Origin of the sequence: Sphingobium yanoikuyae (assembly GCF_013001025.1) — a bacterium.
Lineage (GTDB): Bacteria > Pseudomonadota > Alphaproteobacteria > Sphingomonadales > Sphingomonadaceae > Sphingobium > Sphingobium yanoikuyae_A.
In genome coordinates this window covers 174,575-194,201 of the sequence record NZ_CP053021.1, presented here as the reverse complement: position 1 = coordinate 194,201, position 19,627 = coordinate 174,575, and the positions used below count along the sequence as shown (strand labels likewise).

36 protein-coding genes are annotated in these 19,627 nt (G+C 63.7%); 30 read left to right on the top strand and 6 right to left on the bottom strand.

Annotated elements, in window-relative coordinates:
* From HH800_RS01085 to HH800_RS01060, 6 genes are all read right to left on the bottom strand, one after another.
* Nucleotides 1-537 (bottom strand): hypothetical protein, encoded by a 537-nt coding sequence (locus HH800_RS01085; RefSeq protein WP_169859952.1) that lies wholly within the window; start codon nucleotides 535-537, stop codon nucleotides 1-3.
* Nucleotides 537-950 carry a hypothetical protein gene (locus HH800_RS01080; RefSeq protein WP_169859951.1) on the bottom strand — a complete coding sequence of 138 codons (414 nt, stop codon included), beginning with the start codon at nucleotides 948-950 and terminating at the stop codon, nucleotides 537-539. The genes HH800_RS01085 and HH800_RS01080 overlap by 1 nt, the downstream gene beginning before the upstream one ends.
* Complete coding sequence (locus HH800_RS01075; protein ID WP_169859950.1) at nucleotides 947-1,186, bottom strand: hypothetical protein; 240 nt, start codon at nucleotides 1,184-1,186, stop codon at nucleotides 947-949. Before HH800_RS01075 ends, HH800_RS01080 begins: the two co-directional genes overlap by 4 nt.
* Before the next feature lie 112 nt (nucleotides 1,187-1,298).
* Nucleotides 1,299-1,436 (bottom strand): hypothetical protein, encoded by a 138-nt coding sequence (locus HH800_RS01070; RefSeq protein WP_169859949.1) that lies wholly within the window; start codon nucleotides 1,434-1,436, stop codon nucleotides 1,299-1,301.
* Nucleotides 1,433-1,711, bottom strand: a complete 279-nt coding sequence (locus HH800_RS01065) for a hypothetical protein (protein WP_169859948.1) — start codon at nucleotides 1,709-1,711, stop codon at nucleotides 1,433-1,435. The genes HH800_RS01070 and HH800_RS01065 overlap by 4 nt, the downstream gene beginning before the upstream one ends.
* A gap of 111 nt (nucleotides 1,712-1,822) precedes the next feature.
* Complete coding sequence (locus HH800_RS01060) at nucleotides 1,823-2,683, bottom strand: S24 family peptidase (protein WP_169859947.1); 861 nt, start codon at nucleotides 2,681-2,683, stop codon at nucleotides 1,823-1,825.
* On the opposite strand from HH800_RS01060, the gene HH800_RS01055 reads away from it, so the two are divergent.
* The 30 genes from HH800_RS01055 to HH800_RS00910 all read left to right on the top strand — a co-directional run bounded on the left by HH800_RS01055 (nucleotide 2,657) and on the right by HH800_RS00910 (nucleotide 19,624).
* Nucleotides 2,657-2,860 carry a hypothetical protein gene (locus HH800_RS01055; RefSeq protein ID WP_169859946.1) on the top strand — a complete coding sequence of 68 codons (204 nt, stop codon included), beginning with the start codon at nucleotides 2,657-2,659 and terminating at the stop codon, nucleotides 2,858-2,860. The two genes, HH800_RS01060 and HH800_RS01055, sit on opposite strands and share 27 nt — an antisense overlap.
* A complete protein-coding gene (locus tag HH800_RS01050; RefSeq protein ID WP_169859945.1) occupies nucleotides 2,860-3,105 on the top strand; it encodes a hypothetical protein in 246 nt (81 codons plus the stop codon). The genes HH800_RS01055 and HH800_RS01050 overlap by 1 nt, the downstream gene beginning before the upstream one ends.
* Nucleotides 3,098-3,463, top strand: coding sequence for a hypothetical protein (locus tag HH800_RS01045; RefSeq protein WP_169859944.1), 366 nt, complete (start codon nucleotides 3,098-3,100; stop codon nucleotides 3,461-3,463). The genes HH800_RS01050 and HH800_RS01045 overlap by 8 nt, the downstream gene beginning before the upstream one ends.
* A 34-nt stretch (nucleotides 3,464-3,497) precedes the next feature.
* A complete protein-coding gene (locus HH800_RS01040; protein ID WP_169859943.1) occupies nucleotides 3,498-4,001 on the top strand; it encodes a hypothetical protein in 504 nt (167 codons plus the stop codon).
* Between the two features lie 40 nt (nucleotides 4,002-4,041).
* Nucleotides 4,042-4,863 carry a site-specific DNA-methyltransferase gene (locus HH800_RS01035; RefSeq protein ID WP_169859942.1) on the top strand — a complete coding sequence of 274 codons (822 nt, stop codon included), beginning with the start codon at nucleotides 4,042-4,044 and terminating at the stop codon, nucleotides 4,861-4,863.
* On the top strand, nucleotides 4,860-5,279 hold the full coding sequence (locus tag HH800_RS01030; RefSeq protein ID WP_072893951.1) for a hypothetical protein: 420 nt from the start codon (nucleotides 4,860-4,862) through the stop codon (nucleotides 5,277-5,279). Before HH800_RS01035 ends, HH800_RS01030 begins: the two co-directional genes overlap by 4 nt.
* Before the next feature lie 26 nt (nucleotides 5,280-5,305).
* Nucleotides 5,306-6,235 (top strand): DUF2303 family protein, encoded by a 930-nt coding sequence (locus HH800_RS01025; protein WP_169859941.1) that lies wholly within the window; start codon nucleotides 5,306-5,308, stop codon nucleotides 6,233-6,235.
* A gap of 4 nt (nucleotides 6,236-6,239) precedes the next feature.
* Complete coding sequence (locus tag HH800_RS01020) at nucleotides 6,240-6,827, top strand: hypothetical protein (RefSeq protein WP_169859940.1); 588 nt, start codon at nucleotides 6,240-6,242, stop codon at nucleotides 6,825-6,827.
* Nucleotides 6,827-7,033 (top strand): hypothetical protein, encoded by a 207-nt coding sequence (locus tag HH800_RS01015; RefSeq protein WP_169859939.1) that lies wholly within the window; start codon nucleotides 6,827-6,829, stop codon nucleotides 7,031-7,033. Before HH800_RS01020 ends, HH800_RS01015 begins: the two co-directional genes overlap by 1 nt.
* Nucleotides 7,026-7,625, top strand: coding sequence for a hypothetical protein (locus HH800_RS01010; protein ID WP_169859938.1), 600 nt, complete (start codon nucleotides 7,026-7,028; stop codon nucleotides 7,623-7,625). Before HH800_RS01015 ends, HH800_RS01010 begins: the two co-directional genes overlap by 8 nt.
* Entirely contained in the window at nucleotides 7,625-7,972 is a 348-nt protein-coding gene (locus HH800_RS01005; protein WP_169859937.1) for a hypothetical protein, read from the top strand. Before HH800_RS01010 ends, HH800_RS01005 begins: the two co-directional genes overlap by 1 nt.
* A 126-nt stretch (nucleotides 7,973-8,098) precedes the next feature.
* Entirely contained in the window at nucleotides 8,099-8,632 is a 534-nt protein-coding gene (locus HH800_RS29315) for a DnaT-like ssDNA-binding domain-containing protein (protein ID WP_268932906.1), read from the top strand.
* Complete coding sequence (locus HH800_RS00995; RefSeq protein ID WP_169859935.1) at nucleotides 8,583-9,080, top strand: hypothetical protein; 498 nt, start codon at nucleotides 8,583-8,585, stop codon at nucleotides 9,078-9,080. Before HH800_RS29315 ends, HH800_RS00995 begins: the two co-directional genes overlap by 50 nt.
* Before the next feature lie 28 nt (nucleotides 9,081-9,108).
* Nucleotides 9,109-9,711 carry a hypothetical protein gene (locus HH800_RS00990; RefSeq protein WP_169859934.1) on the top strand — a complete coding sequence of 201 codons (603 nt, stop codon included), beginning with the start codon at nucleotides 9,109-9,111 and terminating at the stop codon, nucleotides 9,709-9,711.
* Between the two features lie 178 nt (nucleotides 9,712-9,889).
* Entirely contained in the window at nucleotides 9,890-10,045 is a 156-nt protein-coding gene (locus HH800_RS00985; RefSeq protein WP_169859933.1) for a hypothetical protein, read from the top strand.
* The gene (locus HH800_RS29440) at nucleotides 9,990-10,406 is read left to right on the top strand and encodes an HNH endonuclease (protein WP_169859932.1); all 417 of its coding nucleotides are present in this window, start codon (nucleotides 9,990-9,992) and stop codon (nucleotides 10,404-10,406) included. Before HH800_RS00985 ends, HH800_RS29440 begins: the two co-directional genes overlap by 56 nt.
* The gene (locus tag HH800_RS00975) at nucleotides 10,391-10,657 is read left to right on the top strand and encodes a hypothetical protein (RefSeq protein ID WP_169859931.1); all 267 of its coding nucleotides are present in this window, start codon (nucleotides 10,391-10,393) and stop codon (nucleotides 10,655-10,657) included. Before HH800_RS29440 ends, HH800_RS00975 begins: the two co-directional genes overlap by 16 nt.
* A gap of 176 nt (nucleotides 10,658-10,833) precedes the next feature.
* The gene (locus HH800_RS00970) at nucleotides 10,834-11,235 is read left to right on the top strand and encodes a hypothetical protein (protein ID WP_169859930.1); all 402 of its coding nucleotides are present in this window, start codon (nucleotides 10,834-10,836) and stop codon (nucleotides 11,233-11,235) included.
* Nucleotides 11,192-13,066, top strand: a complete 1,875-nt coding sequence (locus HH800_RS00965) for a terminase large subunit (protein ID WP_169859929.1) — start codon at nucleotides 11,192-11,194, stop codon at nucleotides 13,064-13,066. Before HH800_RS00970 ends, HH800_RS00965 begins: the two co-directional genes overlap by 44 nt.
* On the top strand, nucleotides 13,063-14,340 hold the full coding sequence (locus HH800_RS00960; protein ID WP_099230274.1) for a phage portal protein: 1,278 nt from the start codon (nucleotides 13,063-13,065) through the stop codon (nucleotides 14,338-14,340). The genes HH800_RS00965 and HH800_RS00960 overlap by 4 nt, the downstream gene beginning before the upstream one ends.
* The gene (locus HH800_RS00955) at nucleotides 14,327-14,995 is read left to right on the top strand and encodes an HK97 family phage prohead protease (RefSeq protein ID WP_169859928.1); all 669 of its coding nucleotides are present in this window, start codon (nucleotides 14,327-14,329) and stop codon (nucleotides 14,993-14,995) included. Before HH800_RS00960 ends, HH800_RS00955 begins: the two co-directional genes overlap by 14 nt.
* 22 nt (nucleotides 14,996-15,017) lie before the next feature.
* Nucleotides 15,018-16,334: a phage major capsid protein gene (locus tag HH800_RS00950; protein WP_235681988.1), complete on the top strand. Its 1,317-nt coding sequence runs from the start codon at nucleotides 15,018-15,020 to the stop codon at nucleotides 16,332-16,334.
* A gap of 49 nt (nucleotides 16,335-16,383) precedes the next feature.
* Nucleotides 16,384-16,683 (top strand): hypothetical protein, encoded by a 300-nt coding sequence (locus HH800_RS00945; protein ID WP_169859927.1) that lies wholly within the window; start codon nucleotides 16,384-16,386, stop codon nucleotides 16,681-16,683.
* Nucleotides 16,683-17,285 carry a head-tail connector protein gene (locus HH800_RS00940; protein WP_169859926.1) on the top strand — a complete coding sequence of 201 codons (603 nt, stop codon included), beginning with the start codon at nucleotides 16,683-16,685 and terminating at the stop codon, nucleotides 17,283-17,285. The genes HH800_RS00945 and HH800_RS00940 overlap by 1 nt, the downstream gene beginning before the upstream one ends.
* Nucleotides 17,285-17,638: a head-tail adaptor protein gene (locus HH800_RS00935; protein ID WP_169859925.1), complete on the top strand. Its 354-nt coding sequence runs from the start codon at nucleotides 17,285-17,287 to the stop codon at nucleotides 17,636-17,638. The genes HH800_RS00940 and HH800_RS00935 overlap by 1 nt, the downstream gene beginning before the upstream one ends.
* 3 nt (nucleotides 17,639-17,641) lie before the next feature.
* Nucleotides 17,642-18,085 carry an HK97 gp10 family phage protein gene (locus HH800_RS00930; RefSeq protein WP_169859924.1) on the top strand — a complete coding sequence of 148 codons (444 nt, stop codon included), beginning with the start codon at nucleotides 17,642-17,644 and terminating at the stop codon, nucleotides 18,083-18,085.
* Nucleotide 18,086: 1 nt separating this feature from the next.
* Complete coding sequence (locus tag HH800_RS00925) at nucleotides 18,087-18,509, top strand: DUF3168 domain-containing protein (protein ID WP_169859923.1); 423 nt, start codon at nucleotides 18,087-18,089, stop codon at nucleotides 18,507-18,509.
* A gap of 2 nt (nucleotides 18,510-18,511) precedes the next feature.
* Nucleotides 18,512-18,952, top strand: a complete 441-nt coding sequence (locus HH800_RS00920) for a phage tail tube protein (RefSeq protein WP_169859922.1) — start codon at nucleotides 18,512-18,514, stop codon at nucleotides 18,950-18,952.
* 1 nt (nucleotide 18,953) lies between these two features.
* On the top strand, nucleotides 18,954-19,412 hold the full coding sequence (locus tag HH800_RS00915; protein ID WP_169859921.1) for a hypothetical protein: 459 nt from the start codon (nucleotides 18,954-18,956) through the stop codon (nucleotides 19,410-19,412).
* A 44-nt stretch (nucleotides 19,413-19,456) separates the two neighbouring features.
* Nucleotides 19,457-19,624 (top strand): hypothetical protein, encoded by a 168-nt coding sequence (locus HH800_RS00910; protein WP_169859920.1) that lies wholly within the window; start codon nucleotides 19,457-19,459, stop codon nucleotides 19,622-19,624.
* Nucleotides 19,625-19,627: the final 3 nt, after the last annotated feature.

Genomic DNA, 19,627 nt, shown 5'->3' with positions numbered 1-19,627 from the left:
TTACACCTCCCCCGCCGGAATAAATCCATCCACGAGGCGGCTCAAATCGTCTTCACGCCGGGCAAGACGCTCCCGCTTTTCGGCAAGGGCCTTCTCGGCGTCCTCGACGGCCTCACGCATCCACCTGACACCCGCCTTGGCATTGTCGATGGCCCAAGTCCGCACCAAGCCAGGATCAGGGGAGAAGGTGTTTTCGAACTGCATACAGCCGTCGTGAGTGACGTTCGGCCACCCCAGCGCCTCGCATTGCTTTTCGATGATGTCAGCGCCTTCATAAGTGTAGACTGGTATCGACCGCTCGAAGACGTCGTCGGCCGCGACCAACTCGGCCAGCTTAGATGGGTCTGCGTCCATTTCCTGAAGGTAACGGCCGAGCTTCCCGCTATGCGGTTCGCCCCAGCGCCGCACGATCTCGCCCCGATCGAGGCTGATCACGATGATGTCGTGAATATAGGGCGAGCCTATGCAGATCCCCTGCGATGTGACCTGCACGTCATGCTCGATCCGATAGTGGTCGAGGACAGCTTTCCAGCCCATCAGTCCGGCCTCCCGATCATTTCATTGTGGATTGCGCAGATGGCGCTGATCGCGCCCATGGCGGTGTCGTTCTCGCCGAAGCTGACGAGGATGGTGCGGGCGCGGGTCTTATCGTCCAGCGCCACGATGTGGATACCGTCGGCCGGCCAATATTCGTCCGCCTTCAGGTCGCCCGGCCGGCGGTCACTTTCCATCCAGCGCTTTCCCCAATTGGTGCGCAGCGCGGTGCAGGCCGTGTCGAACGGATCCGGATCGGCCGCCGGCACGCCATGCTCATGACAGAACTTGCAGGTGGCAGCGTTCCGCTTGCAGTGGACGCGCCGCCCCTCCGCCCCGACCGGGATGCTGTGGCAAACGCCATAGCGCGTCTTCACCAGCGTGAAGTCGTCGGATTCGGCGCCGAACTTGCTCATGCGCCCTGCCCTTCGGAAACATTGGCGGACCGACCGGCCTCGACGGCCGGCCCGCGCAGGGAGGATGGCGACCCATGGGAGAGGGGTTGGTCGCCCGAGGCTCCTGCCCGGCGCGCGCACAGGGGGGAGACGCGCGTTGCGGACAGTGGGGGTTGGTGGAGCAGCGCCAGAAGGCGCTGGGCCTGCATCGCCGCCATGGATGCGATGTCGATCACCGGCACCTCCAGACCTGCCACCAGCGGCGCGGCTGGTGCATGGGGAGGATCGGGCCGCCCGCACGCTCGCGCTGCCAAGCCGTCGTGCGCGGCACAACGAGCGGGTCGCGGCCCTTGGTGTGGAAGCGGACCGTCACGGGCGATGCTCCATGCACAGCGCCGCAAGCATCTTGCGGCCGTACCGCTGGAACTCTGCGGCCATGGCGGCGCAGGAGGCGGTGATCAGTGCGATGGCGACCACCGTGGAAAGGATGTGGAGGGCGATGCTCACGACGCAGCGCCCATCGGCACGACGTTGGCGGGCGCGGCGCCGGGCTCAAGGCGATCGGCAGCCGCCAGCAACCGGCTGGCGCCGTGGATCAGGCAGGCCCGCGCCTCAGTCGGGTCTTCGCGCATCGCCTTGTGCGCACGCTCGCAGCTATGCGCGGCAGCGTTGACCAGGTCGACAGTGCGCAGATTGGAAAAGTCGTCGCGGCTTTCCAGCGCCTTCAGCTGCGCGATCGCGCCAGCCGCGGCGGAGCCGACGATATAGCCGGTGGCTTGCATGGCAGTCTCCCCACCTCGCCCGCCGGCTGGATGCGCGGCGGCTCAGGTGATGGAGACTTAATCTGTCATTTCTGGATGACAGTCAATCGCTAATGTCATTTAAAAGTGAAATTAGAAAAAAACGATTTCACTCCAAGGGATTACCCTATGGGTGTGAGCAATTTCATTATTAGGGACGACAAATTGCGCTGGCGGATTCGTCTGACAAAGCTCTGTGTATGTCGACGTGCGGCGGACAAGCTGCTTCAACAAGGCTGCCGAAATCCTCCCCTCGCCGCTATCGTCACGCCGCACCAGCTGAACTATGACATAATCGCCTGCGCGCGGCTGACGCTTCGCGTCAACATACGCCGGGTCGCCATCGCGATACCTGTCAGCCATAGAGTCGCCGACGACTGTGATTGCATAGACTTCTGTCCGGTTTGCCAGCGAAGCGGGGCGCCGCACATGATCTATGACATTTTCCATATCAAGATCCATTTTCTCAATGAATGTGACCTTACCCTCTTCCGACACCTCGAAATCACTTCCTTGAGCGGTGCCGACTAGAGGAACGTCATGTGGTTCATCGCGCCGCTGGAATGGCAGGCCACTCTTGGGCGAGGCGTCATCAACGCGTTTGACCACTTTACCATCTTGTAGGTCGTAGAATTGGGCAGGAGTATAGCCGATCGCCTGGACGACCTTTTCCAGGTTGGCGGCAATCGGCTGCGAGCCGTTTTTTACGCTCTGAAAGAAGTTGCGGTTCACGTCTGCGCGCTTCGCCCACGCATTTACCGTCAAGCTCTCCGGCTTGATCGACATCAAGAGGCGATAGAGAGGCGATCCTTCGTCGGTCATGTCACCTTTATGGCACAGACCAACACCTGCGTCATTTTCACTCGTAAATGACACTTCCCGCTTGCATGTGTCATTTAAAGATGAAATAACCAGCGGATGAGCATCATGACCGATCACGATCTCCTTCAGCATGTCGAGAAGTTCCTTTCGCGAACCTCGATGGCCCCCACCCGCTTCGGTCGGGAGGTTATGGGCGAAGCATCTTTGGTAGCGAGAATGCGGGCTGGTCGCTCGCTGTCGCTCGCCAACGCGAACAAGCTGCTTTCGTGGATCGACGCGTACGACGCTGCTTCCAAGGAGGCCGCGTGATGGACCCCGCTTACATTCGCCTCGAATGCCTGAAGCTCGTCGTGGGCGAGAGCAAAGGCGCCTCGGTGAACCACATCATTGCAAGGGCGGCTTATCTGGAACGGCTTGTCGTTGGCGGGTTCGATATTGACGCCAAAGTCAGTGAAGTTCCTGAAAGCGACACTCCTATCATTCGCGCGGTGCGTGCAAGCGTTGCGCGACGTCATCCCAAATCTCCTCCGAGTAATGGAGGATGCGATGCATGAACTCGTGCATATGGTCGGACCCTCTGTCCTGACCGGCATCTGCGAAGACTTGCTCCACGCGTGTCGCGCATTTTTCGCGCGCGTTGGCGATCGTTGCGGCTGGGTCTCCTCCACCCGCCACAGCCATGCGGACAAGGACGTCGGTAACAAGGTTTTGCACGGCGAGTATCCTGCAAAGGAGGTCGCTGTGGTCATCCATCTCATTAGCCCTTCGTGTGGTGGTTGCACTTCGCACGATAGCCGGACCGGGGGCGCGGTCAATCGCGCTCCCGGCGAGGAGTTGTCCGATGAATTCGGACAACTGCCCATGCCGTCAGCTGACGGCAAATTGTACCGTACCGACGAGGTGATCAGCTGATGTTTTCCCTGTTCCATTTGAAAGGCGATAAGGCATGACCGCCCCGCACATCCACGGCCGCCGTGCCTCGTTTTCCGTTTCTGCCGCGCTGCAGCAATTGGGCGACGACCTCGCCGCTATCCGCAAGGAAGACGGGCTGACTTGGAAAGATGTCGGCCGCGTTCTCGGCAAGAGCGACGATCGCGCCAGCGACTATGCCAATGCGATTTCCGAAATGCCGGTGTCCGCGTTCCTGCTTGGTTGCCGCGAATGGAACGGCCGGCTGGGCAATGGCGTGATGGGGATGATCGGCCAGAAGCTGGCACCCGTCGAAGCCGAAGAGATCAGCGACAGCGACAAGCTGTGCCGCATCCTGAAGCTGGCCCATTTGCTCAGCCAGGCGCTGACCGATGATCAGACGCCCGGCACCGTCGATAATGATGAGCTGCGGGGCATCGGTCTGGCAGCGCTGGATGACGCGGCGCGCGGCATCGACGCCCTGCGTCACCGCCTCATGGACATGGGGAATAGCGACGACATCCGCCTGCGGGCCGTCTGACACTGAACTGAGCGGGGCGCCTGGCGCCCAGGAGTTGATCATGAATATCGCGACCTGCGCGGCGCCGGCGGATGCCGGTTCTGCGGACGCTATTGCTTTGCCCACGCCGACCGTCGCCATCATCGGCGCGGCCACGCTGTATCTGGGCGATTGCTACGAGATCCTGCCCCGGCTCGGCTGGCTGCCCGCGCTCGTGATGGACCCGCCCTATGCTTTCGACACGTCGGGCGGCGGCCGGTTCCGAGCGGCGCGCGGCCACACCGACCAGATCGCCGCCGAGGGCCTGGCCGACGGCTTCGACCATCAGATCATCAATTCGCTGCTCTGCGGCTCGGTCGTCGTCTTCTGCCACAATGACCAGCTGCCCGGCCTGCTGGCCTATCTCGACGGCAATTTCGACCGGTTCGTGCTTTGCAGCTGGATCAAGTCGAACCCGATGCCGGTCGCCAACAAGCATTACCAGCCGGACAGCGAATTCTATGTGCATGCCTGGAACAGCGGCTTTCACCCCATCGGCGAGCTGGCGGACAAGAAGCGCCATGTCGTCGCGCCGGTCGGCCGGGCCAAGTACTTCGGCCACCCGACGGTGAAGCCCGACCATGTGATGAACAAGATCATCACGAACGTCAGCGGCTCGACCATCTGCGATCCGTTCATGGGCACCGGCTCGACCGGCGTCGCGGCCGTGCGCGCCGGCCGCGCCTTCATCGGCATCGAGAAGAACCCGACTCATTTCGCCACCGCCTGCGCGCGGCTGGCCGCCGCCCAGGGTCTGGAGCCCGCAGGCGTGCCCACCCTTTCGCCGGATCAGCAGGGCCGGCCCCTTCCCATCCTCACCCCTGCCCAAGGAGAACCGAAGTGAACGACATGGCCTATCAGCCGGGTGACCCGAACGGGTCGCGCCGGGCGGCCGACGGCGGGCATGTGCCCGGCGCCTGCAACACCATGGGCGAATTCATCCGCTCGCTCGAAGACGGTCAGTTCGACGCCGATTGCTACGAGAAGATCAAGGAACTGTCTGCGGCCCTGGCAGAATATGCGTGGACGAACGGCGGCAAGGCCAAGGGCAAGGCCACGATCACGCTCGACTTCAACCAGGACGGCGGCGTCACCGAGATCAAGGGCACGTTCAAGGTCGTGATGCCCGAGGGTCGCCGGCCCAAGTCGATCATGTGGCGGACGGAAGACAACCGCTTCACCCGCACCCAGCCCAACCAGCAGCAGCTGTTCGGCATCCGCGACGTCAGCGGATCGGCCGAGCGCCCGCGCGACTACTGATCCCCAACGCCAAGGAGCATCCCAAAATGGACGACGAAACCAAGAATAACGACATGGTCACCGCCGTGCGCGCGCTGGTCGAGGACTATGCCAAGGCCAAAATCGAAACGCTCAGCGGCGCCGGCGCCTCCGCCCCGTTCGCCATGATGCCCGGCGCTGGCCCGGTCGTCGTGCCCGCGAGCGCGTTCGATGCCTATCGCACCCAGCCGCGCTTCCGCCACGGCACGGCCGCCATGCTGTCGCTCGACAGCCTGATCGACCACACCAACCGGTTCAAGGACGAGGGCAGCATGCTGTTCGCCGACGACGATCGCAGCGCGCCGTCGATCATGTCTGTGCTGGACTATCACCCGGCTGGCGAGGCTCTGACCACCGCCCCGCGCTTCGGCAAACACCGCGCCATCTTCAGCTTCCCGCTGTCGGACGAGTGGAAGGCCTGGACCGAGTTCAACAAGACGCCGCTGAAGATGGCCGCCTTCGCCGAGTTCGTCGAAGAGCGCATCATCGACGTGCTGCACCTGATCCCGGAAGAGGACGAGCTGTCGCACGACCTGCAGAAGTTCATCAGCGCCTGCGGTGGCGAGGCCATCATCGCCACGCCCCAGAAGCTGGTCGAGCTGTCGCGTGGCCTGAAGGTCAATGAGTCGTCGGTGATCAAGGAGGTGGTCAACCTGGGCACCGGCGAAGGGCAGATCCTGTTCTCGTCCGAGCATAGCGACAGCAACGGCCAGCCGCTCCGCGTGCCGAGCCTGTTCCTGATCGCCATCCCGGTCTTCCGCAACGGGCCACTCTACCGGCTGGCCGCGCGCCTGCGCTACCGCAAAACGGGCGAGGGCATCCTGTTCTGGTATGATCTGTGGCGCGCCGATCGTGTCTTCGACCACGCCTTCAAGGAAGGGTGCGAGCGCGCCCAGGTCGAGACCGAGCTGCCCCTGCTGTTCGGCAAGCCGGAATAACCCGATGAGCTATCGGGGTCATCCGTATCGCGAGGGTCGGCTGGGCCGGTCCATCAGCACCCGGCCGGGCGTCGGTTCTCTGACGTCCACCGCGGCGCTGCAATGTTCGCGCTGCCCGCACAAGGGCACGCTGAACCAGCGCGCACGGATGCCCCCGGAAGCAATCGACGAGAAATTCAAGCAGGCCGGCTGGGCGCTCGATCCGCACATCTGCCCCGGTTGCCGTGCCCGTGCCAGCCAAGAGAGGAAGACCATGTCGGCCAAGCCGTCGCCCGATGCCATGCGCGCGCAGGCATCTATGCTCACCCTGCTCCAGACCCATTTCGACGCCGCCAAGGGCCGCTATGCGAAGGACTGGAGCGACCAGAAGATTGCCGACGACACCAAGCTGGCAGTCTCGGTCGTCACCGAATTCCGCGAAGCCGTGTTCGGCCCCATCCAGGAGCCGGAAGAGATTCAACAGCTGCGCAGCGACATCACCGCGCTGGAGGTCCTGCAGCGCGAAAGTCACGTGGCATTCACCGCCCAGATCGCGTCGCTTCGTTCGCAGGTTGCCAGCCTGGCGTCGGGCAAGCTGCGGAGGGTCGTCTGATGGCTCGCCTCTACATCCGCGCGCGGCTGGTCAATGCCTATCGCCGCGTCTTCCCGCATCCCGCCGTCGTCGCCCAGCGCGAACGGCGTCGCGTCGCCACTAAGGCGGCTGGTCAGCGCATGCAGGCCGGTCGCGAAAAGGTGATCGCCGCCGCCGCACAGCTGCGCGCGTCGATGGCGAAGCAGGGAGGCCAGCACCATGGCTGAAACCTATCCCTGCGAAGCCGGCTGCGGCACGATCATCACCCACGCGCCCTATCGCAAGACGCGCCTGTGCGTGCCCTGTGTCCGCTCCGCAAACGGCCGGAACCCGTCCAAGCGCGCCAAGGGCAGCATCGCCATGAAGAAGCGCATGGCCGATCCGGTCTTCAAGGCCCGCCAGCTCTCGATTGCGCATGATGCGATGCGTGAGAGGCTGGCATCCGATCCCGAGCTTCGTGCGCGCCAGGCGGATATCTGCCGCGCGCTCGGCAAGTCCGGCGCCGGCCGCGCTGCCCAGGGCAAGGGCTCCGAGCCCCGCCGCCGCGCGGCCATCACGCGCCGGCAGACGATGCTCGGCTGGTGCCCGCCCCACCTTCTCCCGGAGTATCAGCGCATGATCTATTCCAAGCGCATGAAGGCGGCCGATGCGCGCGCCGCGATCGAGGAACTGATGCGCAAGGAAGAGGCTAACCTCTCGCCCTTCGAGAAGCAGCTGCTGCGCATCCGCAATGGCGAGGTCGGAATCTCGCGCAAGTTCGTGCCGGAGAAGGACGTTTCGCCCTTCACGCTCGGCGGCGTCGGGTCGGGGATGCTTTGATGCAGAGCGTCCGCCTCCCCTGGCCGCCCAAAGAGCTGTCGCCGAACAGCCGCGCCCATTGGCGCCGCCGTCATGCCGCCAGCAAGTCAATGCGCCGGACCGCGCACATCCTTTGCCTGGAGGCCAAGCTGCGCGCGCATGCCGACGGCGACATCGTCCTGCGCCTGACCCTGCACCCGCCGGTGAAGCGCGAGCATGATCGCGATAACGGCCTCGCCCGGTGCAAGGCACTGCTCGACGGCGTCGCCGACGCCCTGCGCGTCAATGACAAGCGCTTCCGTCCGACCGCCGACTTTGCCGAGCCGGTCGAGGGCGGTTGCGTCGTGCTGGAGATCGTCGAGCCGTGAGCGTCATCGCGTCCGCCCTGAAGCACATGCTGGCCGCTGGCATGCCCCACGAGGCGATTATCGCCGCGGTGGCGGAAATGGAAGCGAGCGTAGCGCGCGATCCTGTCGCCGAAAAGCGCCGGGCATATGACCGTGCGCGCAAGCGGGAAGAGCGGGCGAACGCCAAGTCTGTGGAATTGTCCACCGGACATCCGCCGATGTCCGCGGAATCCGCCGACACAGCGGACATTGCGGACGCCCCCCCCCTCTCCCGCCCCCTCCCCCCTTCTTCCCCCAGACCCCCAACAACCCCCCGCCCCCACCCACACCCCCGCGAACACCGGGCACGCGCGTAAGGGCACCCGTTTGCCGGAAGATTGGACACCGGATCCGGTGATTGGCCCGACGGCCGACATGATCGCTCGTTGGCCGCCCGGCTCGATCGAGCGGGAGCTGGAGAAGTTCCGGAATTACTGGATCGCCAAGTCCGGCAAGGACGCGATCAAGGCCAACTGGCAGCGCACCTGGATTAACTGGCTGATCTCAGCCGACGAAAGGATCGGACGAAATGGGTACAGTCGCCAAGATCGACCCGCAAACGACATCAGTGACCCGATGGTCCGAACCGTCCTTGCCCGACAAGCTGAGCGCGGTCGTGGACATGGGGCTGAACCTTTCTGAGATGCCGGTGGTCGGGCCGATCAGCGCAGGCCACCTGCGGACTTACATCGAGGCCAGCAAGCCGCCGGCACCGCAGATCGGCCAGATCGAAACCATGCTGGCCAAGCTGTCGATCGCCCTGCCGAAAAAGCAGGTGTCTGACCAGGAAGCGGGCGAGCGGCTGGACCTCTACTGGCAGGCGCTGCGCGGCCATGCGCTGCCGGATCTGCAGCAGGCGTTCATGGTGCTGCTGCGCACCTGCCGGTTCTTCCCCACCATCGCTGAAATCGAAGATGCGGTGAAGGCGATCCGTGGCCCCCGCGCTCGGCGCCTGAGCGCGGCGCGCCTGCTGCTGCTCAAGCATGAGCGGGAATGGAAGCCGACGGGCGAGTTGCTGACGCCCGAAGAGGCGCGCCAGCTGGGGAGCATTCTCGCCCAGCCGCTCGCGTCGGCAGCGCTGCAGCGCTAGAACAAGAAGAGAACGGGAGCTAATTGGAATGGCACGGCGGAAATCGGCGGCGAAGAAGCAGGAACGGTTGCACAGGGAGATTGTCGGGCCCACGCCCGAGCAGCACCGGCGCGCGAATTACGAGCTGAGCGACATCGTCGACATCGAGCCCGGCAAGGTGGCCGTTCGGATCGGCAAGGCCTATCGGCGCGAACCTTATTTCGAGGAACTGGCGCGGCGCGAGGCGACCGGGATCGGCGCGGACGATCTGCGTTGCCTGCGCTTCTATCGTAACCGGTTCGAGGCGGCGCAGCGTTCGCCGGTCCGGTCCGTCCTCAATCGTGACGCTGGTGGCAAGGGTGACGGGCCGATGCTCGCCGCCCTCATCTCTTCATCCGATCATCGTTTCTTGGAGCATGGCATTGGCGCGGCCGTGCATACCCTGCGCGCCATCGCGCTGGAGGATAAGAGCTATGCGCAGGTCGCCATGGACCGTTGGGGTAGCCGGGAGCAGCACTGGATCGTGAAGGGCGAGGAAAAGGTGAAGATCGTGCCCAAGTCCGGCAAGCATCCCGGCATCGTGCGTGATGAGTTCCTGCAGGCTTTGGCGCGCCTGACCGAGCGGACGCTGCCCTATATCCGCACGGGCTAGGGTTGCTCGGGGGTGCCAGGTGTGGCACATATCACGTCATAGGAATTGCGCCCGCAGGTCAGACGACCGAGCGGGCGTTTTCGTATCTGTCGGTGTAGCTCAATTCGGTAGAGTGCTGGTCTCCAAAACCAGAGGCTGCAGGTTCGAGCCCTGCCACCCTCGCCATTCAGGAGGCGACATGTCGCAGGTCGTTGCCACCATTCATCTGCGCAAGCGCAGGTTCTTCTGGCCAGCCCTCGTTGTCGCCTGCGCCATGGTCAAGCTTAACATGATTGACGATGATAGCGCCGCCGAATGGCTCGCGGTTCACGCGCTGGTGGCCGAGCTGCGCTGACACCGTGCCCAGCCGCCCGCCTAGCCTCAAGCAGAAGCCTCGCGCCAAGGCATGGGCCAGCACTCGAAAGAGCAGGCAAGAGCGTGGCTATGGCCGTGGCCATGACCGCATGCGGGAGATCGTGCTGAGGGAGGAGCCGCTGTGTCGGCCATGCCAGGTGCGCGGACGCATCACCCCGGCAACCATAGCCGATCATATCAAGCCGCTGAGTGAAGGCGGCACAGGCGACAGAGAGAACTATCAGGGCATCTGCAAGCCCTGTCATGACGTCAAGACAGCAGAGGAAGCGGCCCGCGCCCGTGGCGCCCGGCCGCCGCGCCTGCGCATGGACATAGGGGCAGACGGATGGCCAAGACCCTGAGCGATGAGACGATCCGCCGGCGCGATGTGCGCGTGAAGCTCGAATGGGCTGACATCAAGCGCCTCATCACCGAGGCAGCAATGAAGGAAGCGGGCCTCGAAGGTAACCCCGCCTATGTCGAGATCGAGATCAAGCAGGAGGAACGCGGATCGCCCAGCTATCGGGTCGGGGAATGGTCGGCGATTGCCAAGGTGACCGTGCCTGTCGATGCGATCGACCAGGCACGCTGCCCGATCTGCCCCGGCCTCTGATCAGCGGATTCGCTGAAACCCACGAAAATCCGCCATTTTTAATCGATTTCGGGCCGGATCGGACCCGATTTCACCCCTGATAGGGGGGCGGGTCAAAAGTCCGGGGTCAGTGGCTCTGGGACCGAGCGTGGGGGTAAATTCGCGCAAAACCAGATTGATTGTCTGAAAGGGCCAATATGGCGACCCGCGGCGCGAAGCCCAAGGCTGTAAAACTGCGGCTGGTGGATGGCACGCACCGTAACACGCGGCACGGCGATAGCAAGGCGGCGCGCGAGGCGGTGGAAGAGGCGGCGACATCGTTCGGCAAGCTGGTAAAGCCGCCGTCGCTGAAGGGTGCCGCCGCAACCGCCTGGAAAAAATTCATCGAGCCGGCCGGCTGGCTGGACGGATCGCGCGAGCCAGCGGCGATCGCCTTCTGCGAGCTGTGGAAGGAATTCACTTTCAACCCGACCGGCTTCCCGGCGTCGAAGCACGGCCAGATGCGCGCCTACATGAGCGAGCTGGGCCTGACCGACGAGCGCAATCGTGGGGACCATGGCAGCAAAAAGGAGGAAGACGAGTTCTTCGGTTCCGAGTGATCGGGGAACCCAGTTCGCCCTGGAGGTCACCGCCGGCAAGATTGTTGCCGGTCCGCATGTGCGCAACGCCTGCCGTCGCCACCTAGATGATCTTGAGCATGGGCCGAAGCGCGGGCTGACCTATTCGGTCGAGAAGGCCGATCGGGTGCTGCGCTTCTTCGAGACGAAGCTGCGCCTGAACGGCGGGCAGTTTGAGGGCAAGCCCTTCAACCTGCACCCGTCGCAGGCATTCAAGCTGTCGATGATCTTCGGCTGGCTTCGCGCCGACGGCACCCGCCGCTTCCGCCGCGCCTATATCGAAGAGGGCAAGGGCAACGGGAAATCGCCGTTCGCCGGCGGCGTTGGCCTCTACGGCATGATGGCTGATAGCGAGCCGGGCGCCGAGATCTATGCGGTCGCAGCCCATCGGGACCAGGCTCGCATCCTGTTCAATGATGCCGTGTCCATGGTCGAGCAATCGCCCGATCTGGAAAAGCGGATCACGAAGAGCGGCGGCCCCGGCAAGGTCTGGAACATGGCATGGCTGCCGAAAAGTTCATTCTTCCGGCCGCTTAGCCGCAGCGCCGGAAAATCCGGCTCGGGCCTTCGCCCGCACATCGGACTGGCCGACGAGATGCACGAACATCCGAACCGCGACGCGGTGGAGATGATCGAGCGCGGTTTCAAATTCCGGCGACAGCCGCTGCTGCTCATGATCACGAACAGTGGCACCGACCGAAATTCGATCTGCTACGAGGAGCATGAGCATGCGGTGCGCGTCGCCGCCGGCACGGCGACCCCCGGCGAGGACTTCGCCTATGTTGGCGAGCCGATCGATGACAGCACCTTCAGCTTTGTCTGCTCGCTCGACCCGGGCGACGATCCGCTGAACGACCCGAGCTGCTGGGCAAAGGCGAACCCACTGCTCGGCACCATTCTGACGAACGACTATCTGCAGGGTGTGGTCGACCAGGCCAAGGCGATCCCTGGCAAGCTGAACGGCATCCTCCGCCTGCATTTCTGTGTCTGGACCGACGCCGACGCGGCTTGGATGTCCCGGGCGGTGCTGGAGCCTTGCATCGCTGACTTCGATCTGTCGGATCATCATGGAGCGCCGATCTGGCTTGGACTGGACTTGTCGCAGAACCGGGACATCACCGCGCTCGCCGCCGTCGTGAAAACGGGCGAGGTCGAGGTCGAAGCGGAGCGCGACGGCGAGAAGCAGATCGTCAGCAAGCCGACGTTCGACGCGTGGATTGAAGCCTGGACGCCGGGCGACACGCTGTCAGCGAGGGCGCTGCGGGACAAGGCGCCGTATGAGGTCTGGGCGCGCGACGGCCATATCCATGCTCCCAAGGGGCAAAGCATCCGGTTCGACCATGTCGCCCAGGCGGTGGCGGAATATGATCATGATTTCGCGCTCCAGTGCGTTGCCTATGACCGGTACGCGTTCAAGCGCGGCTTCGAACCTGAGTGCAACAATCTCGGCCTGTCGATTGAATTTGTTGAGCATCCTCAGGGCGGCACCAAGAAGGGCAAGCCGACTGACGCGATGAAGCAGGCGGCGGAAGCTGCTGAGCGCGACCCGGAGGGCCTGTGGATGCCCGGATCAGTTCGCGAGCTGGAAGACGCACTGATGGAGCGGCGCATCCGGATCCGGCGCAATCCAGTGCTGATATCGGCGATGATGAGCGCGGTCACCGATGCAGATCGCTGGGGCAACTATTGGCTGGCAAAGGAGCGCGCCGTGAACAAGATCGACGCAGCGGTGGCGCTTTGCATGGCAGTCGGTGCAGCCGTCGCCCATGATGGCGGCCAGAGTGTTGATGCCTGGATCGAGAGCTACGCATGAGCGGGTATAAGCTATCCGCCCGCGCAGCTGCCACCGAAGCCCGATGGAGAGGCGTCGCCGTCGATCGCAAGAGCGCAGGTTATACCAGCCGTGAACTATCGATCACCGACCCCAACGGATGGTTGCCGGATCGCTTCACCGCTGGAGAGCGAGTGTCGCCGGTCACCGTGATTGGGATGTCGGCTACCTGGGCATGCGTGAATTTCTGGGCCGGTAATATCGCATCTCTGCCATTGGTAATCTACCGGCGCGGCCCGTCTGGGGTTCCGGTCGAGGATCGTTCCCACTGGCTTTATGCGCTGCTCCACCACAGTCCGAACTTCGATCAAAGCGCGTTCGATTTCTGGGAGTTCATAGCCGCCTCGATCGAGCTGCATGGCAACGCGTTTGCTCATATTCGGCGGTCCGGCAATGGTCGGATCACGTCGCTGATCCCGGTCCCGCCTCAGCTTATGGCCGTACGCCGGCTCGATAATGGCGATATCGAATATAGCTGGACCCAGGACAATTCTTACTACCGTGTGACGCAGGAATCTGTGCTGCATATTCGTGGCCCGTTGGGTGGACCGCTGGGCGGCCTATCGCCAATCACCGCCTGCGCCGCAACGTTTGGACAGGCGTTGGCTTCAGATCGCGCTGCCGGCGAACTTTTCGCCAATGGTGTCCGTCCGAGCGGGGTCATGACCAAGGAAGGCGTGCCGCTCAACAAAGAACAGCGGCAAGAACTGGAAAGACTGCTCCAGGAAAAGTTCATGGGATCCATGAATGCCGGGCGCCCGATGCTGATCGACGGCGGCCTGAAGTGGGAGCAGTTGTCCATAAGCCCGAAAGATGCGGAGCTAATTGACAGCCGCAAGCTGAGTGCGCTGCAGATTTGCCAGATTTTTGACGTCGATCCGCACCTCGTGGGCATGACGGAAGGCAATACGACGCTCGGTAGCAGCATCACCGACCAAACGAATTCGGTCATGAAATTCAAGCTGCGCAAGCGGTTAAAGCGGATCGAGGCGGCAATCGAGAAGCAATTGCTTACCCCTTCAGACCTCGCGGCCGGCATCTCAATCGAGTTCAATGTCGAAGGCTTTCTTCGCGCCGACAGCAAGGGCCGGGCCGATTACTACGAGATCATGAAGCAGTTCATGACGCGCAACGAGATCCGCGCGCTGGAGGGATTGCCGCCAGTAGAGGGTGGCGATGTTCTCATGATCCAGATGCAGGACGTACCTCTGCGCGACGCGATCTCCGGACAAGGACGGGCAAATGGACGAGCTTGATTTCGCGCTCGACGTGAAGAGCATCAACGACGATGGCGATATCGAGGGGCTTGCCGTTGGCTATGGCAACCTCGATCATGGCGGCGACATTGTGATGCCGGGCGCCATCACCGCATCAATCGCTTCGCGCAAGTCGATCCCAATGCTGCTCTATCATGACCAGAAGCGCCCGGTGGGTGTCTGGAACCGCTTCAGTGAAACCGCCGATGGGCTGCTGGTGAAAGGTCGCTTTTCTCCCACCAGCGCAGGGCGGGAGGCCCGTGAGGACGCGAAGTGCGGCGCTCTCTCTGGCCTGTCGATGGGCTACAACACTGTGCGCCAGAAGTTCGAGGGCAAAGCGCGCCAGTTGCTGGAGGTCGCGCTGCACGAAATTTCGCTCGTGACCATCGCCATGAATGACAAGGCTCGCGTCATGCGGGTCAAGGAAGTCGAAGATTTGCGGGGACGCCTGGCGGCCGGGGACCGGCTCACCGAGCGTGAATGGGAGACGTTGCTCAAGAAGGGCTTCGATCTCACCAACTCGGAGGCGGAGCGCGCCGTGCGCATCCACCTCAAGAAGGGTCAGGGGGATCCTGACGGCACGGCGGACCCCATGGCGGCATTCTGGGCAGCAATGCGCAGCGCGCCGATCGAAGATCTCACGGGCGAAGACTGAGCCCCTTCCGAAAGGTAAAATCATGAAGAAGACGCTTTTCGCGGGCGCTGCTCGCGGGATGATCGGTGTCGCGCTCATTGGCGTGCTCACCGCGAACGAACGCCGCATGGGCCGCTTGCTGCGCGATCCCAACGGTCACCCCGAAGGCAAGACGATGGCCCAGCTGGCGGCCGAAACGAAGGCCGCTTTCGAGAAGGCGACCAGCGACGTCAAGGCCATTGCCGAGGAAGCGCTTGGCAAGGCGAAGGCTGGCGAGCAGCTGACCACCAGCCTGAAGGAGCGCGCCGACGAAGCGCTCACGTCGATCGCCGAACTCAAGGCCGCTGTAACGGAAATGGAGCAGAAGGCCGACCGTCGCGGGAATAGCAACGATCGCCAGCCCTCGCCCGGCGAGCAGTTCGTCGGCAGCGACGAATATAAGCAGGCGTTCCCGAACGGCGCGCAGCCGGGCAAGAATGTCGCCATCGAGGTCAAGGCGATCACGTCGGTCACCACCGACACCGATGGCGCAGCGGGCGATCTTGTCCGCTCCGAGCGCGTCCAGTCGCCGCTGATGATGATGCCCGACAAGAAGCTGACCATCCGCGGGCTTGTCGCTCCTGGCCAGACCTCGTCCAGCTCGGTCGAATATGTCCAGGAAACCGGCTTCACCAACGCCGCAGGGATGACGGCGGAAACGACCGCCAAGCCGGAGTCCTCGCTAAAATTCGACCTGAAGCAGGCGCCCGTGCGCAAAATCGCGCACTGGATGCTCGCTTCCGCGGAAATTCTGGCGGACGCGCCGGCCCTGCGCTCCATGATCGACTATCGCCTGCGTTACGGCCTTGCACTGGTCGAGGACACTCAGCTGCTGAAAGGCAACGGCACCGGCCAGAACTTGCTAGGCGCGAAGCCCCAGGCGGCCGACTATGTTGCGCCGATCACCTTGGCGGACGCGACCAAAATCGATGTGCTGCGCCTGGCGTTGCTCCAGGTCGAGCTGGCCGAATATTCGGCTGACGGTCATGTCCTGCACCCGACCGACTGGGCTGAAATCGAACTGCTCAAGGACACGCTCGGCCGTTACATCATCGGCAATCCGCAGGGCGGCCTCGCGCCGACGCTGTGGGGCCGCCCGGTGGTCACCACCGTTGCGCAGACGCTGGGCGAGTTCACCGTCGGCGCATGGGCGCGCGCCGCCCAGCTCTTCGATCGGATGCAGAGCCAGGTGCTCGTGTCGACCGAAGACAGCGACAACTTCCGCAAGAACATGGTGACGCTGCTGGCCGAAGAGCGGCTGGCGTTCACCGTGTATCGCCCGGAAGCCTTCGTCGACGGCGCGTTCCCGACCGGCGCGTAAACGGGAATTGGGGCCGCCGATGTTGCGGCCCCAACCTCAGGAGGAAGATATGGCTGCCACCAAAGATTTCATCTGCGCCCGCGCCATGGCCGACAACGGCCGTGATTATCAGCGCGGCGACACCATCGCGCTCGACCATGCGGATGCTATCAACCTTATCGCCATTGGCGCAGTGATCGACCCGGAAGGCGCATCTTCGGATGACGCCGACGATCAGTCTCTCGGCAAGATGAAGGTCGACGAGCTGAAAGCTCTGGCCGCCAAGGAAGAGATCGACCTGGGCGACGCCAGCAGGAAGGATGACATCGTCGCTGCCATTCAGCTGGCGCGCGAGGCCAAGGTCGCCTGATGCGCGTCATCGTCATCACTCCTCCCGCGCCGATCGTGACGTGGGAGGAGGCTGACCAGCATTTGCGCCTCGATGGCGATGATGAGCAGCGCGATATGGTCGAGCGGCTGGTGAAGGCCGCGACCCAGCATATCGACGGCCCCGACGGCTGGCTTGGCCGAGCGCTTGGCCTCCAGGCGCTCGAAGCCCGCATGGGCGGCTTCTGCGATCTGATCCGCCTGCCCTGTCAGCCGATCGTGGACATCGTGTCGGTCCATTATCTTGACGGCACTGGCCAGCCTGTGCTGGTCGATCCAGATACCTATGAGCTTTTCGGCCGCGATCTCGGCTGCGCTTGGGGCAAGTCCTGGCCGACGCCGGGCGCCTATCGTGGCCATGCCGAGACCGTGCGCATCCGCTACCGCGCCGGCTATGCGGTCGATCCCGGCGCCGATCCGGTCGAGCCGAACGTCCCCGAACCGATCAAGCAGGCGATCCTGCTGATGGTGGGTGACATGTACCGCTTCACCGAGACGGCCAGCGATATGAACATTGCGCCGACCTCCATCCCGATGTCGACCACCGTGGAAAACCTGCTGTCCCCGTACCGGGTCTATGCCTGATGGCCCGGCGCAGCGCTGGCGAGTTTGATCGTCGCATCTCCATTTGGAACGCCGGGCTGATCGATGACGGCACCGCGACGGTACAGGGTCCGCTAGCTGAAGTCGGCAAGCGGTGGGCCAAGAAGGTCGATATCAAGGACGGCGAGCGCCTGCGTGCGGGCGAGAATGCGCAGGAGTTGACGACCCGCTTCACGGTCCGATCCGATGCCCTGACCCGCACCATCATCGGCGGGTTCGTCATCAAGCATAAGGGCGTCACCTATGCGGTGACAGGCACCAAGGAAGGCCGCGAGCGCGAGGATGTGATCGAGATCACGACCGCCGCCCGGCCGGATCGCCCGAAGGAGACCTGACCCATGGTGAAAATCACCGGCCTGCGCGAAATCAACGAGGTGCTGCGGTCGCTGCCGCGCGGGACCGGCAAGGCCGCACTCACTCGCTTCGGCAAGAAGCGGCTGGAGCCTATGCGCGACGCCGCCAAGGCGAGGGCGCCGAAGGATAGTGGCGAGCTCGCTGACAGCATCATCATTTCCACCCGGCAGGGCAGCCCAGGGCAGCGCAAGCGCCGGTTCCAGGACAAGGCCGCCGTCGAGGTCTACATGGGGCCGAGCAAAGACCAGCATGGCCATGCCGTGCCGCAGGAGTTAGGCAGCATCAACAATCCGCCCGCCGGCTACATGCGCGGCGCGTGGGATGAGCATAGTGACGCCCTGCTGACCAATCTCGCAGAGGATCTGGGCGCCGAGGTCAATGCCGCCGCCGCCCGGCACCGCCGCAAGCTGGCGCGGAACGCGCGCTAAGATGGAAGAAGCCTTGCGCGCCTACATCCTGGCCATGGCCGGGATATCCACCGCAGTCGCGACCCGCGTCGATTGGGGCCTGTCGCCGCAGGGGCGCCCCTATCCGTCGGTCGTCCTGTGGAACATCAGCGCGATCCAGAAGATGAATTTGGCCGCGCCGAGCGGTTGGGTCCGATCGCACGTCCAGATCGACACCTGGGGCACGACCTTCAAGCAGGCCCGCGACATCGCCGACATCATGGCCCCTTCAGGGCGGAAGGCCGGGCTGAATGGCCTGCGCGCGACCTTCGGCGGATATCGCTTTCGCATCTTCGTCATCGACCGTGATGCCAGCACGGACGAGGACCAGGCGGTCAGCAGTGGCGTCGTCCACCGCGCCCGCCTCGATTTGGACGTCTGGCATTCGAAACTTTCAGGAGCATAGAGATGGCAGAGACTGCTGACGCCACCGACATCGGATATGGCACCCTATTCAAGAAAAAGACCGGTGCGTCGACCTACACCACGCTCGCCGAGGTGGTCGAATTCGAGCCGCCGGAAACCACGATCGATTCCGTCGAGTTCACCCACTTCACGTCACCCGAGCGCTGGCGCGAGTTCAAGCCGGGCCTGAAGGATGCCGGCGAAACGACGCTGACCTATAACCTGATCCCAGGTGAGGCGGACGACGACACGGTCAATGACACGATCGAGAATGGCGGCCTGTCGGAATGGCAGATCGAATGGCCGAACGGTGCGACGCTCGATATCAAGGGCTTCTTCACCAGCCACAGTCGCGCCACGCCGCTCGATGACAAGATGACCGGCGCCGCGACCTTCAAGATCAGTGGCAAGCCCGTCCTGACGCCCGCGCCGGTGACGCCGTAATATGCTGGCCAACAAGCATAAGGGTGAGGTCGCCTTCCCTGGGGTCGATGTAATCGGCTTCGAGGGAGGCGGCATCCTCCTGTTCGATTTCAACGCCCTCGCCGCCGTCGAGACGGTGCTCAAGGATATGATCGAGGACATCGGCACCCGTGTGCTGACCTCGCCCAGCGCCATGATCACCGTCATGCAGGCGGCTCTGGAAGAGCATCACGGCGCGGTCGATCCCCGCACTGCCGGCAAGATCATCCAGGCGATCGGCCGCGAGCAGGCCAGCGAGTTGCTGGCGGAGAGCTATCTGCTTTGCTTCCCGGAGGCGGCCCAAGGCGGCGACGCGGACCCTCTGGCGGCGGCGAAAGCCGCCCATGGAACATCGCCGAGTGCTGGCGCATCTGGATCGAAATCGGGCAGCCGGAAGAAGCCTTCTGGCGGCAAACGCCGCGGCTCTTCGCCCAAGCCGTAGAGGCTGCATCGTCGCGACGCCGGGCGGAGATGGACCTTGCCATCATGACCGCCTGGCGCACGGCCTACTACCAGCGCGTCAAGAAACTGCCTGACCTGCAGAAAGAGCTGCGCAACGCCGATAAGCCGAAGCGCGCGACCCGCGCCCGGTCCTGGAAGAAGCAGGCGGCGGCATGGGGCAATTTTCTCGACGGCAAGAAATCCTGGGGGTGACGC